Origin of the sequence: Coprococcus intestinalis (assembly GCF_023656595.1) — a bacterium.
Lineage (GTDB): Bacteria > Bacillota > Clostridia > Lachnospirales > Lachnospiraceae > Coprococcus_A > Coprococcus_A intestinihominis.
This window is the reverse complement of record NZ_JAMOKJ010000008.1, coordinates 67,859-82,193: the sequence shown is the minus strand read 5'-3', so window position 1 is coordinate 82,193 and position 14,335 is coordinate 67,859. Positions and strand designations below refer to the sequence as shown.

Below are 14,335 nucleotides of genomic sequence, written 5' to 3'. Positions count from 1 at the left end.
AAAAGGCGATCTTCTGTCAAGGAAGACCGCCTTTGAGGTGAAATCGGTCATCAATACCGATTGCTGTTATTATTTATTTAATTTCTTAGCTGGAGCTGGACGATAAGGTTTTACTGGCTTGCTTGTATCGAATGGGTTTTCGATTTCGCCTGCTTCAACCTTCTTGAACCAGTCTGCTGCTCTGTTAGCCATGCCAGCCCAATGTTCAGCTGTCATTGGTTCCTGCATATCGGTTGTTGCGTAACGATAATCGTTAACACGGCTGATGTATTTTTCATCCTGCTGTGCGGAATGTTCGTCACCAAGATCACCGGCAGCTATACGAAGAAGAGAACCATACTGTTCGCTGACTGTGTGAAGCTTCAGATCCTCAACAAGGAGTTTCTTCAGAGGACGTTTAGCCAGGTTGGACATGATTGTACGGTTTTCGTAGGACATGAGTTTCCACATACGGGCGATTTCCCAAGCACGTTCAACAGCTTTGCCCTTAGGAACAACTTCGCTTACCATACCATGATCAAGCATGTCTTTAGCTGTGAACTGTCTTGTTGTCATCATGTAGTAGTTACCACGTTTTGTTCCAAAGTAATGCTGGCACATAAGACCCATAGCATCACCAGGTACCAGACCGCCCTGGGCATGTGGAACTTCCATAACAGTATCTTCTGTACAGATAGTCACATCACTTAAGAAAGCGGAATCCCAGTGGAAACCAGGACCAGGTACAGCACCGATTGTAGGAACATCAAGATCGAATACCATGTTCTTGATCAGGTTTGTATCATCAAAGTACTGATGCTGGAAACGCTGTGTAGGAAGTTCAGAATATGTTTCCCAACCGTTAGGGTCAGATTCTGTCATCCAGTTGTCACCGATATGAGTGAAGATGATGATTTCGTTCTTGAAGTCAAGAGAAAGAACTCTTACTAACTGACCGATTGCACGATGGGACATACCGCTGTGGTGCATAGGGCCATCGTTTGTCTTCCATGTTACCTGAAGGATACCATCTTCACGGTAAAGGTCAGCAAAGTCTTTGAACCATTCTTTGTATTCTTCGAGTTCCGGCAGTTTGGCGTAAGGTGCCATTGGCTTATTGTCGCACATAAATAATACCTCCTGTGTTTTACATACATTCTTTAAAAATTAATTTAATGTTTGCGTTTTTTTATTCGCTGTTCGCTTAAGTGTATTATACAATAGTCCGTCTTTGATGGGAAATGTCGTTTCCAAACAGGTTTATGCAAAAGACGAATAATCGTTCTTTCACTTTCTGCATGAAAGTTGGCACGGGAAAATTGTGAAAAATGCTATGCCAAAAAGCAGTGAAAACATGAAATATTGTTATGTTTTTTTTACATAACGCTTTTTTATAGATAGAATTTCCATTTGAAGGGTAAAATTGTTATACTCACCTTGAAGCAAGTTATACTATACAGAATACGACATATTAGTTTACTTGATTGTTACAAACATTAAAAAAGGAGCAACTGCACTAAGCAATTGCTCCAACCCTCCCCCTGATTAATCATCAGGTGTCAGATTAGGATTTCTGTTTTGTATATAAGTTGAGAAACTGTCAACAAACACAGGAATGGAGATGTTTGGATTTTTCTTTTTCCAGATAAGATTGAGTGTAACATAGGCAAATGGGTCTGACAGAGGAATTGTTCTGAGAGAGCCAATAGAAGAACGCAGATACTCGGGCATGATAAAGATCCCTTCGTTGATGCTGACGCAGAAAGCAGCGGTTTCAATATTTGGGACTTCTCGTACAATATTGAGTTGGGCACCGGCTTTCTTGAAAATCTGTTTATTAAAGTCACTGGTGATCGGATTCGCCTGAGGTGAGAAATTGATCATTGGGAACCCGGACAGATCTTTGATAGAAAGTGAGTCACGGTTAGCCAGAGCATGCGTTGGGTGCATCACTGCGATTAACGGACTCTTCATGATTGTTTTACTTTCAAGACCGATGAGGTAATTCTTATCTACATGGGTGACGAAAGCAAGATCAGTGAAACCGTCATTGAGCTGTTTAACAAGAATATCCAGGGCATCACTGGTCATAGAGAGCTTGATCTGTGGATGGCTGGCGGTGAACCCCATGACAAAATCCGACAGGAAAGACTGGGAAGCTGTTCCAAGGAAACCGATTTTCAGTTCTCCGGTGGAGGTTGAAGAAACTTCTTTGATCAGATCAAGGGCATGATTGTAACGCTGGATGATTTCCTGAGCTTCTTTGAGAAAGATTTCGCCGACGGATGTGAGATGCACGTTGTGGGTGTCACGAATGAAAAGCTGAGTTCCCAGTGTTTGTTCCAGATCATGAATATGACGGCTGAGAGCAGGCTGTGTCAGATAAAGCTGGTTGGCAGCTTTGCTGTAGTTCAGCAGCGTGGCCAGTGTGATGAATTCGTTAAGTCGATTAATATCCATAAACAAAAGTGCTCCTTTCAAAAAGTGATGCCTTTACCATAAATCTATCAGCAAAAATGCTGATATAATTAAGCAAACGTCAGAATGTTGATGTAAAATTCATAACTAAACCATATCATAATTCGAAAAAGATATCAACATTTTGTCGAAATATAGATAAAATGCATTGCAAATGCGGTGTGAGAAACTATAATAATAATTGCAAGTCAATACAGGAGGAAGATAAAGTTTTAGGTAAGAGATGTGTCATCTGTGCATTTCCATCCCGCTGGTATATGGGTGATGGCAGCAAGGTGCGTATGGTTGTATTCATCGATAAAGATGATATGAATGATGTACCGGACCGTGTTTACAAATACGGTACTTACTAAAATTCAATTTTAAATGAGTTGGAGTATAATAAAAATTAATTATACATATAAAATGAATGGGAGGAATTAACTAATGGCAAAAGATAAAAAAGCAGTTGTAGCCATTGCGAAAGAACCTACTGTCCAGGAAAGTGTCACTAAGGTATTCGATCTTCTTGGCGGCGTTACAAACATGATTAAAAGAGGCGAAACAGTTATTCTGAAACCAAATGCAGGTCATGCAGAAGGTCCGGATACAGCTGTATGTACAAGCCCTGAAACACTTCGTGCAGTTATCCGCGAAGTTAAGAAAGCTCAGCCTTCAAGAATCATTGTTGCAGAATCAGCAGCTATCGGCTGTGATACAATGGAATGTTTCGAAGTATCCGGTCAGGCTGATGTAGCAAGAGAAGAAGGTGTTGAACTTTACGATATCAAGGCTGAAAAAGACCTTGTTAATGTAGCTGTAAGAGGTTACAAATCCAACATTAAGAGATGTAAAATCCCTCGTTTACTGCTTGAAGCAGATCATATCATCAACCTGCCTATCATGAAAGCACATGCTTCCATGGTATTCAGCTGTGCATTAAAGAACATCAAAGGTACTGTACAGGATCAGGTACATTCCCAGATGCATCAGCAGAACCTGACAATGGCTATGATGGATGTTTGGTGGGCAGTACGTCCTGATATCAACATCGTAGACGCTATCAATGTAGCATCCGGTTACAGCCCACATACACCAACTCCTCTGGAAGTAGGTATCATCATGGGTAGTTATGATCCAGTTGCTCTTGACCTTATCGCATGTGATGTTGTAGGTATCGATACAAACCAGGTGGACTACTTCAGAGCAGCTGATGAAGCTGGTCTTGGTACAACAGATCGTGACAAGATCGAAGTTGTTGGTGAACAGGTGAAAGATGTTTACAAGAAGATGTGGATTCCATACCTTGGCAACATGGCTGACCGTTGGCCAGAATATGATATCCGCTGCGAGGGTGCATGCTCAAGCTGCCAGGCTCTGCTTGCACTGAACATGGAAACACTTAAAGCACTGGGTATCTATGAAGAAAACTCTGATAAGACAATCGTTGTAGGTCCTAGAAATACTATTCCTGATAAGCCAAAGGATAAGATCATCCTTCATGGTAACTGTACAAAGAGATTTGCAGATAAAGGTATGTGGATTCCAGGATGCCCTCCAGGAGAAACAGGTCTTTACCTGACAATCAAGACAGGCCAGGTTGTTGATGGTGAAATCCCAGGATGTATTGAAAATGTAATCCGTCCTAGCATGGAAGCTGACCATCCGAAGTGGCGTGCATATGTAGAACAGAAAGCTAAAGAGTTCTACGAGAATCCGGAGAATCAGTAAAATGGCATTTGCGTATATTCCAATGTCTCCCGATGATAAGAAGTTGCTGGAAACAATTTTCACCGATGAATTCATGCAGGCGGAGACGAATTTTGAAGCTTTCAGAGATTTTCAGTCTTCCAGCGCAGTATTTACAAACTGGAAATCAGATATTATGGTATATAATGAGGAAGTGTTTGATGGGTTTGTCAGAGAAAGTACCCGCTTCACATCATGGGATGAAATGGTACGTACCGCAGCCGACAGAGCATTTTCTGATAAAAAAGAATAGGAAAACGAGGGTCGCTTCGGCTTGAGGTTTCTGTAATAAAGAAGGTTCGCTTCAGGAACTTTGACAGTTCATCTGCTGCATTCTCTTTCTTAAACAATGCGTTTTTAGGATGCAAAACGTTTGAGAAAGATTATGCACAGATTGAGCTTGTATAAAGTTGTTGATTGCGAACCTTTTTTATTTGCACTCAGTCCCACTGATTCAGTTGAACCTGTGAAAAAATCCCCATGAAACGATTCACGTTCTAAAAACGTGCTGCTTCATGGGGATTTTTGTCATCAGGTCAGCGCTCAGTAAACCTTGAGCAAACCTTCATCTCTTATTCTTCTTCCATCACTTTCAGATCGTCAGCGATGATCAGTGTTGGCTCAACCTGTGCCTGAATGTCTTCAGGTGTCTTGCCTGCACGGATCTCAACCAGTTTCAGACCTTCCGGAGTCACATCGATTACGCACTGCTCTGTTACGATGTGGTTAACACAGCCCTGAGCTGTTAAAGGATAAGTACATTTCTTTAAGATCTTTGGCTCACCTTTCTTTGTTGTCAGCTCCATGGCAACGATAACTTTTCTTGCACCGTTGCAAAGGTCCATAGCACCGCCCATACCGAATGCGCGGCCAGGACTTGCCCAGTTGGCGATATCACCGTTTTCAGCAACCTGAAGGGCACCGAGAACAGTGGCAGCCATACGACCGCTTCTGATAACAGCGAAAGAATAAGCTGTATCGAATGCGGAAGCACCCATAAGCGGTACGAAGTTGATGCCGCCTGCGTTCTGATAAGTATCGCAGATGGCAAGTTTTTTAGCAACAGGACCGACACCGATCATACCATTTTCTGTCTGGAAAGCGATTGTCGGATCTACAAAATCACTGCAGGCACTTGGAATACCGATACCAAGATTAACAGTGTCACCTTCATTAAAATACTGAGCAGCTCTTCTGGCAATAAATCTTCTGTTATCCATCTTACATACCCTCCAACTGATTTCTCTTGATTCGTCCGATAATGTGATTCTGTTCACGGCTGTCTGTGTAAAGCATATCAACATACATAGCAGGTACCTTTACATCATCAGGAGAAATTTCGTTTAAGTCGCAGTACAGGTCGCACTGTACGATGGAGATATCTGCACATGTTGCCATAACAGGGTGTGAAGCTGTACCTGTTCCGTGGTAAGCAAGGTTGCCGAGAGGATCGGCACGACGGCATCTTGTAAGTGCTACATCTGCATGGATTGCTTCTTCAAGAATATAACGTTCGCCATCAGATGTTGTAATAATCTGTTTGCCTTTTTCCATATCTGTGCCAAGACCTGTTTTGGTAAGAAATCCACCGATACCGGCACCGCCGTCACGCATCTTTTCAATGAAACTGCCCATTGGGAAGAATTCAACTTCCAGTTTGCCTTCTGCAAGCAACTTCTGGGCAACAGGGTTTGTACCGATATGGGTTGTGATCATTTTGTCAACCTGGCCATTTTCAATCAGACGGCTGATTGCGAAACCTGGGTTGCAGGAATCAATAGAGCAGATTGTAAGGTGCTTAACACCGCTTTCTTCAAGCATATCAAGAAGATCCCAAGGCATGTAAGCGCCGGCCTGACCACCAATGGCGATTGTCTGACCATCCTTGAAACAAGCCATGATTTCTTCTCTTGTTCTGACTTTTCCTCTTTCGATTTCCATCTTATGAGTCTCCTTCCTGTTTTTCAAAAATTAAAATTATATTTTTATTTGTTTTCACAAAATATTACTTATAGACTGTAAGGCTTCGAGCCTTGACAGCTTTCGTCCTCTTCATCTTAACATATAAATAAAAGACTGTGAAATAATTGATAAACCCAAGTCTATGCAAAATGTGCATAACCATCATGCATGATTTGGCATGATGACTTTGGGAGTAGACTCAAAAACGGTTATCGAGGGAGACGGGCATGCAGCTCTTTGACAACTGTTTCAATCCAATCCTCGATTTTTTTGACATCTTCTGCGGACATTTTGGCCGGCTCGTAGAAAAAACTCAGGCCGTCATAAGGGCTTTCACTGCTGGTACGGACAAGAATACCATCCTTATTAAAATAGCCGCCGATACACATGGAATCCACGCTGAAGCCGGAATCCTCCGGTTTGATGACTTCATCGATAATTTTGTGCATGGCATAAAAATCTTCTTCGCCGGTGTAACCGCAGACATCCACAAGGATTGCGCCGCGCTTCATTGTATGGGTATCATATAAGTTCATAAAATTTCCTCCTTAAATATGGGGCATTGCAAACCAGGGACTGTGAAGTTGTATAAAATCGTCAGTTCATCACAGGGAAATTGATTTTGCAATGCATCGAAATATTTTAATTTAGTATATTATATATAGAAACAAAAATGCTAATTGCATACATACATCTATGATACCATATCGAGAGGTGTTTAAGGGGACTTTGATGTCGGATGCTGTTATGCTTTTTTCACATAATGCCCGCCAAAGCAGGCATAATGACTTTCGGAAATGGACTTGAAAATGCGAAGAAATATCAATACAATGTAATTGAACGAAATGCAGCGCATTTTGGAAGCAGAGCTGTACAATTATGACAAAGTATTTTATTATTTTCACGAAAGGAAGTATTATATTATGGCAAAGACAATTATCACAGCAGCCTTAACAGGTGCCATCACACCTCACGGTTACGATGTTCCTGAAACACCGGAAGAAATCGCAAAAACAGCCTATGAGTGCTGGAAAGCAGGTGCAGCTATCGTTCATCTGCATATGCGTGATGACAACGGCGCAGGTGTTATGGATCCTGTTAAATTCTACGAAACAATCAAACTGATCCGTAAGAACTACCCAGACTGCGATGTTATCATCAACTGCACATCTTCAGGTGATAACCGTGTATCTGATGACTCACCTTACGGCAACGCAGTTCGTATGCTGCATCATGCAAATGTTCCTGGTATCGAAATGGGTACATTCGATGCAGGTACATTCAACTGGGGGATCCCGGGCGGTATCTTCAGCAACTCTCCAACATTCCTGACAACTCTTGGTAATCTGTATCAGGAAAGAAATATCAAACCTGAATTCGAAGTATTCGATATGGGTATGATCCGTGCCGTAGGTGTATACTGGAAGAAAGGTATCGTAAAAGCACCTCTGCACTTCCAGCTTTGTCTTGGTGTTGTAGGCGGTCTTGCAGCTACACCAGCTGATGTTCAGGATATGCTTGCATACATCCAGCGTCTTCAGGCAGAAGGCAACCTTCCTAAGGAAGTTACAGTTTCCGGTTTCGGTATCGGTAAAGGTCATCTGCCGGTTATGTTCTCTGCACTGGCTAACGGATGCCACGTACGTGTAGGTATGGAAGATAACGTTGTCTATGGTTACGATAAAGAAGGCAAGAAGATCCTTGCCAACAACCTGATGCTCGTTGAACGTGCTGCAAGAGCTGTTGAAGCTTACGGCAACGAAGTTGCTACATCTGCAGAAGCACGTGAAATGCTTGGTCTTGCACCACTGGATCATGAAGCTGTTGTTAAAGCACTTGATGCACTGACAATTGAAGATCTTGAGAAAGCAAAAGCAGAAGCTTCCGAAAAATATGGTACAACATATTTTGCAGCTAAGAGCATGGGTTAATTTGCCAGATATTTTTCTCTAAATAAATAAAAAACAGAGTGTTTTCTATGAAATTTTTTACAATTTTTTTAGAAAACGCTCTGTTTTTTTATATTTGTCCGTTATTTTCTTGTCAAAGAAAGGAAAAGGGGACAGAAAAATAAACATAAAATAACAATTTATACATTAATACCCGAAGAAATGATGTATAATAAATGCAAATTATGCCTAAAATAGTTTCCATTATATACATAAAATGTGAAAAAATAGACAAAAAAATTATAAAGATATTGTATACATTAAATAAAAGTGTAGACATTCAGATATAAAAGTTATATAATTTAGACAAATCAAATGGTTCACACCTTCAGGCTAGCGGTCGGTGTGGAGCGAATGTTTTTAATCTGTGGTAGGGTTAAGGACGACAAGTCTTATTTCATTGACACAGAGTCTGGCAGGGATGGTAGCCTGCAGAACTCAAGAAATGCGTAAGATGGAATAAGACCATTTTTATCACCTAACTGGTTGACCAGTTGGAGTCTGATGAGAGAAAGGAAGATTTTATGTTACTAGAAATTATTCTTGCTATTATTCCTATTGCCTGGCTTATTATTTCTATGGCTGGTCTGAAGATGGCCGGTTACAAATCATGTGGTATTGGTTTGGTTATTGCAATCATTGAAGGTGTTGCTGTTTATCACATGACAGTTCCGGAAGCGATCACAGGTACTTTAGAAGGTGTTGTTTCAGCGGTATGGCCGATTTGTGTTATTATCGTTGGTGCCATGTTCCTGTATAACATGAGTTTAAGAACAGGTGCGATGGATGTCATCAAAGCAATGCTGGCATCTGTATCCAATGATAAACGTGTAGCTGCTCTTGTTATCGGCTGGGGCTTCTCCAACTTCATGGAAGGTATCGCAGGTTTCGGTACAGCCGTAGCTATTCCTGCAGCGATGTTAGTTGCACTTGGATTTAATCCGGTTACAGCTTGTGTTATCTGTCTGATTGGTAATGCTGCATCTCCTGAGTTTGGTGCCATTGGTACACCTACTCTGTCAGCAGCGAATACTGCATTCCCTACAACCATTACAGGTGCAGCCGATGCAAGTGTGTTTGCTCAGATGCTTTCAGAACCGACAGCCCGTCTGCTGATTCCTCTTTGTGTTGTTTCTCCATTTGTTATCATCCTTCTTTGCGGTGGTACAAAGGCATTAAAGGGTGTTGTAGGTATTACACTTGTATCTGCATTATCATTTGTTATTCCTTTCTATCTTGTAGCCACATTCGTAGGTCCTGAGCTTTGCGTAGTTATCGGTTCTCTGGTTTGCCTCGTTTGTACAATCGTTATGGGTAGAAAACACACGAATATTCCGGAAGAATATATGCTTGAGTCCAAAGAAGAAGCAGCAGCTTCCTCTGATAAGCCTCAGATGAGCATGGTTAAAGCATGGCTTCCTTACATCTTAGTTGTTATTTTCCTGTTAGGTACATCCAAACTTGTTCCTCCGATCAATCAGTTCCTGGGACAGTTTAAGTCATCATTTGTTATTTATTGCGGCGAAGGCGGTGCCAAGGTTGGTTTATCATGGATCAACACACCTGGTATCCTGATGATCATTGCAACGATTATCGGTACAGCTGTTCAGGGCGCAAGCATCAGCGACATGGGCGCAGAGCTTGGCAAGACTTTCAAGGGTTACTGGAAAGCAATGCTGACTGTTATCTTCATTATCTCCATTGCTAAGGTTATGGGTTATGCAGGTATGGTTATGGATCTGGCAAATGCCCTTTCATCATTATTGGGCAATGCTTATATCGCAATCGCTCCACTGATCGGTGGTATCGGATGCTTCGTTACAGGTTCCGCTACATCTGCCAGCGTTATGTTCGCAACATTACAGCAGTCTGTTGCACAGCAGTTAGGTATCAACGAAATCTGGTTAGTGGCTGCAAATGGCGCAGGTGCTACAGCCGGTAAGATGATTTCTCCACAGAGTATCGCTCTTGGTGTTGCAGCTATCAACCTTCCTGGTTCTGATGGTAAGATCATGAGCAAGACAATCGGATGGTGTGTATTATATCTGGTTATCCTTTGTGTATTCTGTTTCGTTGGCGCATAATAAGGGGTTATTACAAAGCGTCGATTGAAGTACATAAGGTATTAAAGTGAAATTCATAAGAGAAGGTATTTAAAAGTAATAAATCGGGCGGTCTGCATATGCGGGCCGCCTGTTTGGATTGTGCAGACAGCGTGCAAAGCCGCAAACATCGGTATATTTCGGCGGTGATTTTCAGGTTTATACGGTCTATTGCTTTGCAAAAGCGCAGGATTAGATTATAATAGAGACAGATGAATGTGACAGAGTAAGGAAAATGGAGGTATATGGCAATGACAAGTTTGGAGAATAATGGACAGGATATGGATTTGACAGAACTGGAAGTTATGGAACCGAAGATGATGATCCATGATGAACTGAAAGTGATCTATATTAATGAAGCACTTGAGGAAGCCTTGAATGATGAAAATTCGAATGAAAAGAAGAAATATGATGCCGAGAAAGCGGCACATCCGGATTATGTGACGAGACTTCGCAGACTGCCGGTAACCATTGAATTTATGAAGAAATATGCGGCATTGAAGAAAGACAGTTTCATGCAGGATCTCATTGAACGAAAAGAGCCTGCGCTGCGCGCAGAAGGCGAATTATATGAAGTGTCTTCGTTCTTCGCCTTCAAGAATATGTTCCTTGCAAGATATCCGGAATGCCGGAATATCTACAAGGTTGAGAAAAAGATTAAAGAATTTGAGGAGCGTCAGAGGAATAAAGAATAGATGCTTTGATCTTATCCGCTGACTCAGGATCCTGAATAATGCCGATTAATGTGGAGGCAAATTCGATGGCTGTACCCATGCCGCGGCTTGTAATGACATGACCGTCTTTGGCAACGGGATCAGTGGTGATATAGGCACCAAAGAGTTTCTTTTCGAAGCCAGGGTAGCATGTGGCAACACGTCCGTTTAAGATGCCGAGGCTGCCGAGAATGCTTGGCGCTGCACAGATAGCAGCGAGATAACGGCCCTGACGGCTGAACTGCATAAGGGCATCGCAAAGCGGTTCACATTTGCTGAGGTTTGTGGTACCCGGCATGCCGCCCGGCAAAATCAGCATTTCTACAGTATTAAAATCAAAATCAGCAAGCAGGCAGTCTGCCTGAACTTTGATATCGTGGGAGCCGGTAACGGTCAGAGAGTCTGAAATGGAGACTGTCTGAATCGGGATACCGGCTCTTCTAAACATGTCTACAACTGTCAAACCTTCGATTTCTTCGAAGCCATCTGCAAGGAAAATTGCTGTGTTCATAAAATTCTTCCTTTCTTCTAATGAATAGTGATTGCGAAACATCAAAGATTTCGCATAGTGTACAAAGAAAATGTTTCAACGCAGGCCGCTTTTGATGCCAGCCCGTGTAGCGGTACATATTTGAAGTATATCACAGTTTTGGTGGTTTGTGGGGATTTTGAGTGATTATCTCATGCAGGAAGGTTGGCTGGGTGGAATAATGCTTTACTGAAAGGGTGGAAAATGATATACTAGAGCGTATAAGTGGGATTCTGCATTTTAGCGGAATTCTTCAGCACATAGTAACAGATGGGAGTGTTTTCCCACCTCTAAGCAAATTTCATAGTGTTTTTAAGAGGTTATCGTATGAATAAGAAGGTCAAACTTAAAGGACGGCTGAATATGTACATGCGCTGGCCGGTACTATTGAGTGCACTGTTGCTGGTGGCAACAGTGCTGATGTATCTGGTTGATTACCGTGCAGGTCTTCTGATGACTGCCTGTTTTGTTTTATATGTGGCAGCAGCCATCGTGATTTATTTTTATTTAAAGCCGTCTATTGTGGATGAGTTGGTGAATTTTGCCATCGAATTTGCACAGGTCCAGCATAATCTGATTCATGATCTTGAGATTCCTTATGCCATTCTGGATGAGACAGGAAAGCTTTTATGGGCGAATTCCTGTATGAAAGAGATAATGGGTGAATTTATTGATATGAAGAATATCAGAACATTGATTCCGGATATCAAGCAGGAGATGTTTCCGGATGATGAGGAAGAGAAGAAGTATGCCCATATTCGCTATAAAGAGCGCTACTACAAGGCTGAGATTATGAAGGTGTGCATTGATGACTTTGCGATGGAGAATAAGGTTGTAGAGATGCAGCCGGAGGCCTATCAGTTATTTGCATTTTATCTGTTCGATGAGACAGAGATACAGATGTCCAGGAAGGAGATCCAGAATCAGAAGCTCATATGTGGTATTATATTGGTAGATAACTATGAAGAGGCATTGAACAGTACAGAGGAAGTCAGACGTTCCCTTCTGTCGGCACTGGTAGAGCGAAAGATCACCAAGTATATGCAGAACTATGATGCCATTGTGAATAAGATGGAGAAGGACAAGTATATGTTTGTCATCCGTCAGAAATATCTGCCAGTGCTTCAGAGTTCCAAGTTCGCATTGCTGGATGAAGTCAGAGAGATTAATATCGGCAATGAGATGAGTGTAACACTGTGTATTGGTCTGGGTGTTAATGCAGCCAGTTATGCGCAGGCGCTGGACTGGGCTCGTCATGCCATTGATCTGGCTCTTGGACGAGGCGGTGACCAGGCGGTTGTCAAGGAGAAAGACAAGATTTCTTATTATGGCGGCAAGACGAAGCAGGTGGAGAAGTCTACACGTGTCCGTGCGCGTGTCAAAGCACATGCGCTGCGTCAGGTAATTGAAGGCAAGGAACAGGTGGCTATTATGGGTCATAAGATCGGTGACCTGGATAGTTTTGGCGCAGCAATCGGTGTCTACAGAGCGGCCCGAAGCCTGAACAAGAAGGCATTTATCGTCATCAATGATATTACCACATCGGTACGTCCGGTGATCGATCATTTTATGGACAATCCGGAGTATGACAGTGATATGTTTGTTACATCGGAGACAGCAAGAGGCATTGTCAATATGAATACGGCCATGGTTGTTGTGGATGTGAACACCAGTGAGAGGACGGAAGGACCGGAACTTTTGAACCTGACGAAGACGATCGTTGTTATCGATCATCATCGTCAGAGCGGAAATTCCATCGAGAATCCGGTGCTTTCTTATATTGAGCCGTATGCATCATCAGCATGTGAGATGGTTGCCGAGATTTTGCAGTATATTACAGATTCGGTGAAGCTGCGTCCGGAAGAGGCAGATGCTATGTATGCCGGATTAATGATCGATACGAACAATTTTATCAGTAAAACAGGTGTCAGAACCTTTGAAGCAGCTGCTTTTCTCAAGAAGAGCGGCGCAGATATTACCCGTGTCCGCCTGAAACTCAGAGATGATATGCAGACCTACAAGGCACGGGCGGAAGCTGTGAAGAATGCATCTGTAGAGGGTGCGTATGCTTATGCCGAATGCCCATCTGAGGGGCTGGAGAGTCCGACAGTTGTTGGGGCACAGGTAGCCAATGAGCTGTTGAATATTACCGGTGTGGAGGCTTCCTTTGTCTTTACGGTGGTGAAGGGTGTGATTTATGTCAGTGCCAGATCCTATGACAGCATGAATGTACAGTTGGTTATGGAGCGTCTTGGGGGCGGCGGTCACAGTACGATGGCCGGAACACAGCTGAAGGATATGACGGTGGAAGAAGCGGAGGCTAAAGTGAAATCCGTCATCAAATCGATGAAAATGGAAGGAGAAATCTAAAATGAAAGTTATTTTAATTGAGGATGTTAAAACTCTTGGCAAAAAGGGAGATACAGTCAATGTCAACGATGGTTATGCGCGTAATTTTATTTTGCCGAAGAAGCTTGGTATTGAAGCAACAGCAAAGAATATCAATGATCTGAAGCTTCAGAAAGCCAATGAAGAAAAGGTGGCAAAAGAGATTCTTGAAGCAGCTAAAGCTTTTGCAGAGGATATCAAGGAGAAATCCGTTACAGTAACGATCAAGACAGGCGAAGGCGGTAAGACATTCGGTTCTGTTTCTTCGAAGGAAATCGCAGCAGCTTACAAGAGCCAGCTGAATATTGAAATTGACAAGAAAAAACTGCAGCTGGCTGAACCTGTTCGTTCACTGGGTGTGTACAAAGTCCCTTACAAAGTCCATCCGAAGGTAACAGCAGAGCTTACAGTAAAAGTAGCCGAAGCATAAGCGGCACACATTAAAATATTGTAACTGTTCAGAGCTAACCTCCAAAATGCTACGCATTTCGTCGATGTGGCGTATCC

The 14,335-nt window shown here is 42.5% G+C and carries 14 protein-coding genes; 8 read left to right on the top strand and 6 right to left on the bottom strand.

Features of this window, described 5'->3' with window-relative positions; genetic code table 11:
- Nucleotides 1-69 precede the first annotated feature (69 nt).
- Both NBH03_RS07655 and NBH03_RS07650 read right to left on the bottom strand, forming a co-directional pair.
- Nucleotides 70-1,107, bottom strand: a complete 1,038-nt coding sequence (locus tag NBH03_RS07655) for an enoyl-CoA hydratase/isomerase family protein (RefSeq protein ID WP_117540427.1) — start codon at nucleotides 1,105-1,107, stop codon at nucleotides 70-72.
- A gap of 417 nt (nucleotides 1,108-1,524) precedes the next feature.
- Nucleotides 1,525-2,439 (bottom strand): LysR family transcriptional regulator, encoded by a 915-nt coding sequence (locus tag NBH03_RS07650; RefSeq protein WP_250798772.1) that lies wholly within the window; start codon nucleotides 2,437-2,439, stop codon nucleotides 1,525-1,527.
- Between the two features lie 179 nt (nucleotides 2,440-2,618).
- On the opposite strand from NBH03_RS07650, the gene NBH03_RS07645 reads away from it, so the two are divergent.
- The 3 genes from NBH03_RS07645 to NBH03_RS07635 all read left to right on the top strand — a co-directional run bounded on the left by NBH03_RS07645 (nucleotide 2,619) and on the right by NBH03_RS07635 (nucleotide 4,438).
- Nucleotides 2,619-2,810, top strand: a complete 192-nt coding sequence (locus tag NBH03_RS07645; protein ID WP_250798768.1) for a hypothetical protein — start codon at nucleotides 2,619-2,621, stop codon at nucleotides 2,808-2,810.
- 73 nt (nucleotides 2,811-2,883) lie between these two features.
- A complete protein-coding gene (locus NBH03_RS07640; RefSeq protein WP_250798759.1) occupies nucleotides 2,884-4,167 on the top strand; it encodes a DUF362 domain-containing protein in 1,284 nt (427 codons plus the stop codon).
- A 1-nt stretch (nucleotide 4,168) separates the two neighbouring features.
- A complete protein-coding gene (locus NBH03_RS07635; protein WP_250798757.1) occupies nucleotides 4,169-4,438 on the top strand; it encodes a hypothetical protein in 270 nt (89 codons plus the stop codon).
- A 319-nt stretch (nucleotides 4,439-4,757) separates the two neighbouring features.
- Here NBH03_RS07635 and NBH03_RS07630 read toward each other — a convergent pair whose 3' ends face one another.
- The 3 genes from NBH03_RS07630 to NBH03_RS07620 form a co-directional block, all read right to left on the bottom strand.
- Nucleotides 4,758-5,405, bottom strand: a complete 648-nt coding sequence (locus NBH03_RS07630; RefSeq protein ID WP_250798755.1) for a CoA-transferase — start codon at nucleotides 5,403-5,405, stop codon at nucleotides 4,758-4,760.
- A gap of 1 nt (nucleotide 5,406) precedes the next feature.
- Complete coding sequence (locus tag NBH03_RS07625) at nucleotides 5,407-6,126, bottom strand: CoA transferase subunit A (protein ID WP_250798750.1); 720 nt, start codon at nucleotides 6,124-6,126, stop codon at nucleotides 5,407-5,409.
- A gap of 230 nt (nucleotides 6,127-6,356) precedes the next feature.
- Entirely contained in the window at nucleotides 6,357-6,683 is a 327-nt protein-coding gene (locus NBH03_RS07620; protein ID WP_215631680.1) for a histidine kinase, read from the bottom strand.
- Between the two features lie 387 nt (nucleotides 6,684-7,070).
- Between NBH03_RS07620 and NBH03_RS07615 the strand changes: the two genes are divergently transcribed.
- From NBH03_RS07615 to NBH03_RS07605, 3 genes are all read left to right on the top strand, one after another.
- Nucleotides 7,071-8,078 (top strand): beta-keto acid cleavage family enzyme, encoded by a 1,008-nt coding sequence (locus NBH03_RS07615; RefSeq protein ID WP_215690752.1) that lies wholly within the window; start codon nucleotides 7,071-7,073, stop codon nucleotides 8,076-8,078.
- Between the two features lie 542 nt (nucleotides 8,079-8,620).
- Complete coding sequence (locus NBH03_RS07610) at nucleotides 8,621-10,180, top strand: L-lactate permease (protein ID WP_250798741.1); 1,560 nt, start codon at nucleotides 8,621-8,623, stop codon at nucleotides 10,178-10,180.
- Nucleotides 10,181-10,449: 269 nt separating this feature from the next.
- Complete coding sequence (locus tag NBH03_RS07605) at nucleotides 10,450-10,893, top strand: hypothetical protein (protein ID WP_015513862.1); 444 nt, start codon at nucleotides 10,450-10,452, stop codon at nucleotides 10,891-10,893.
- Here the strand turns inward: NBH03_RS07605 and NBH03_RS07600 are convergent.
- Complete coding sequence (locus tag NBH03_RS07600; protein ID WP_250798739.1) at nucleotides 10,856-11,422, bottom strand: DJ-1 family glyoxalase III; 567 nt, start codon at nucleotides 11,420-11,422, stop codon at nucleotides 10,856-10,858. The two genes, NBH03_RS07605 and NBH03_RS07600, sit on opposite strands and share 38 nt — an antisense overlap.
- Nucleotides 11,423-11,767: 345 nt before the next feature.
- On the opposite strand from NBH03_RS07600, the gene NBH03_RS07595 reads away from it, so the two are divergent.
- Together NBH03_RS07595 and rplI are read left to right on the top strand one after the other, a co-directional pair.
- Nucleotides 11,768-13,810 (top strand): DHH family phosphoesterase, encoded by a 2,043-nt coding sequence (locus tag NBH03_RS07595; RefSeq protein WP_250798737.1) that lies wholly within the window; start codon nucleotides 11,768-11,770, stop codon nucleotides 13,808-13,810.
- 1 nt (nucleotide 13,811) lies between these two features.
- A complete protein-coding gene (gene rplI, locus NBH03_RS07590) occupies nucleotides 13,812-14,258 on the top strand; it encodes a 50S ribosomal protein L9 (protein WP_117529127.1) in 447 nt (148 codons plus the stop codon).
- Nucleotides 14,259-14,335 lie beyond the last annotated feature (77 nt).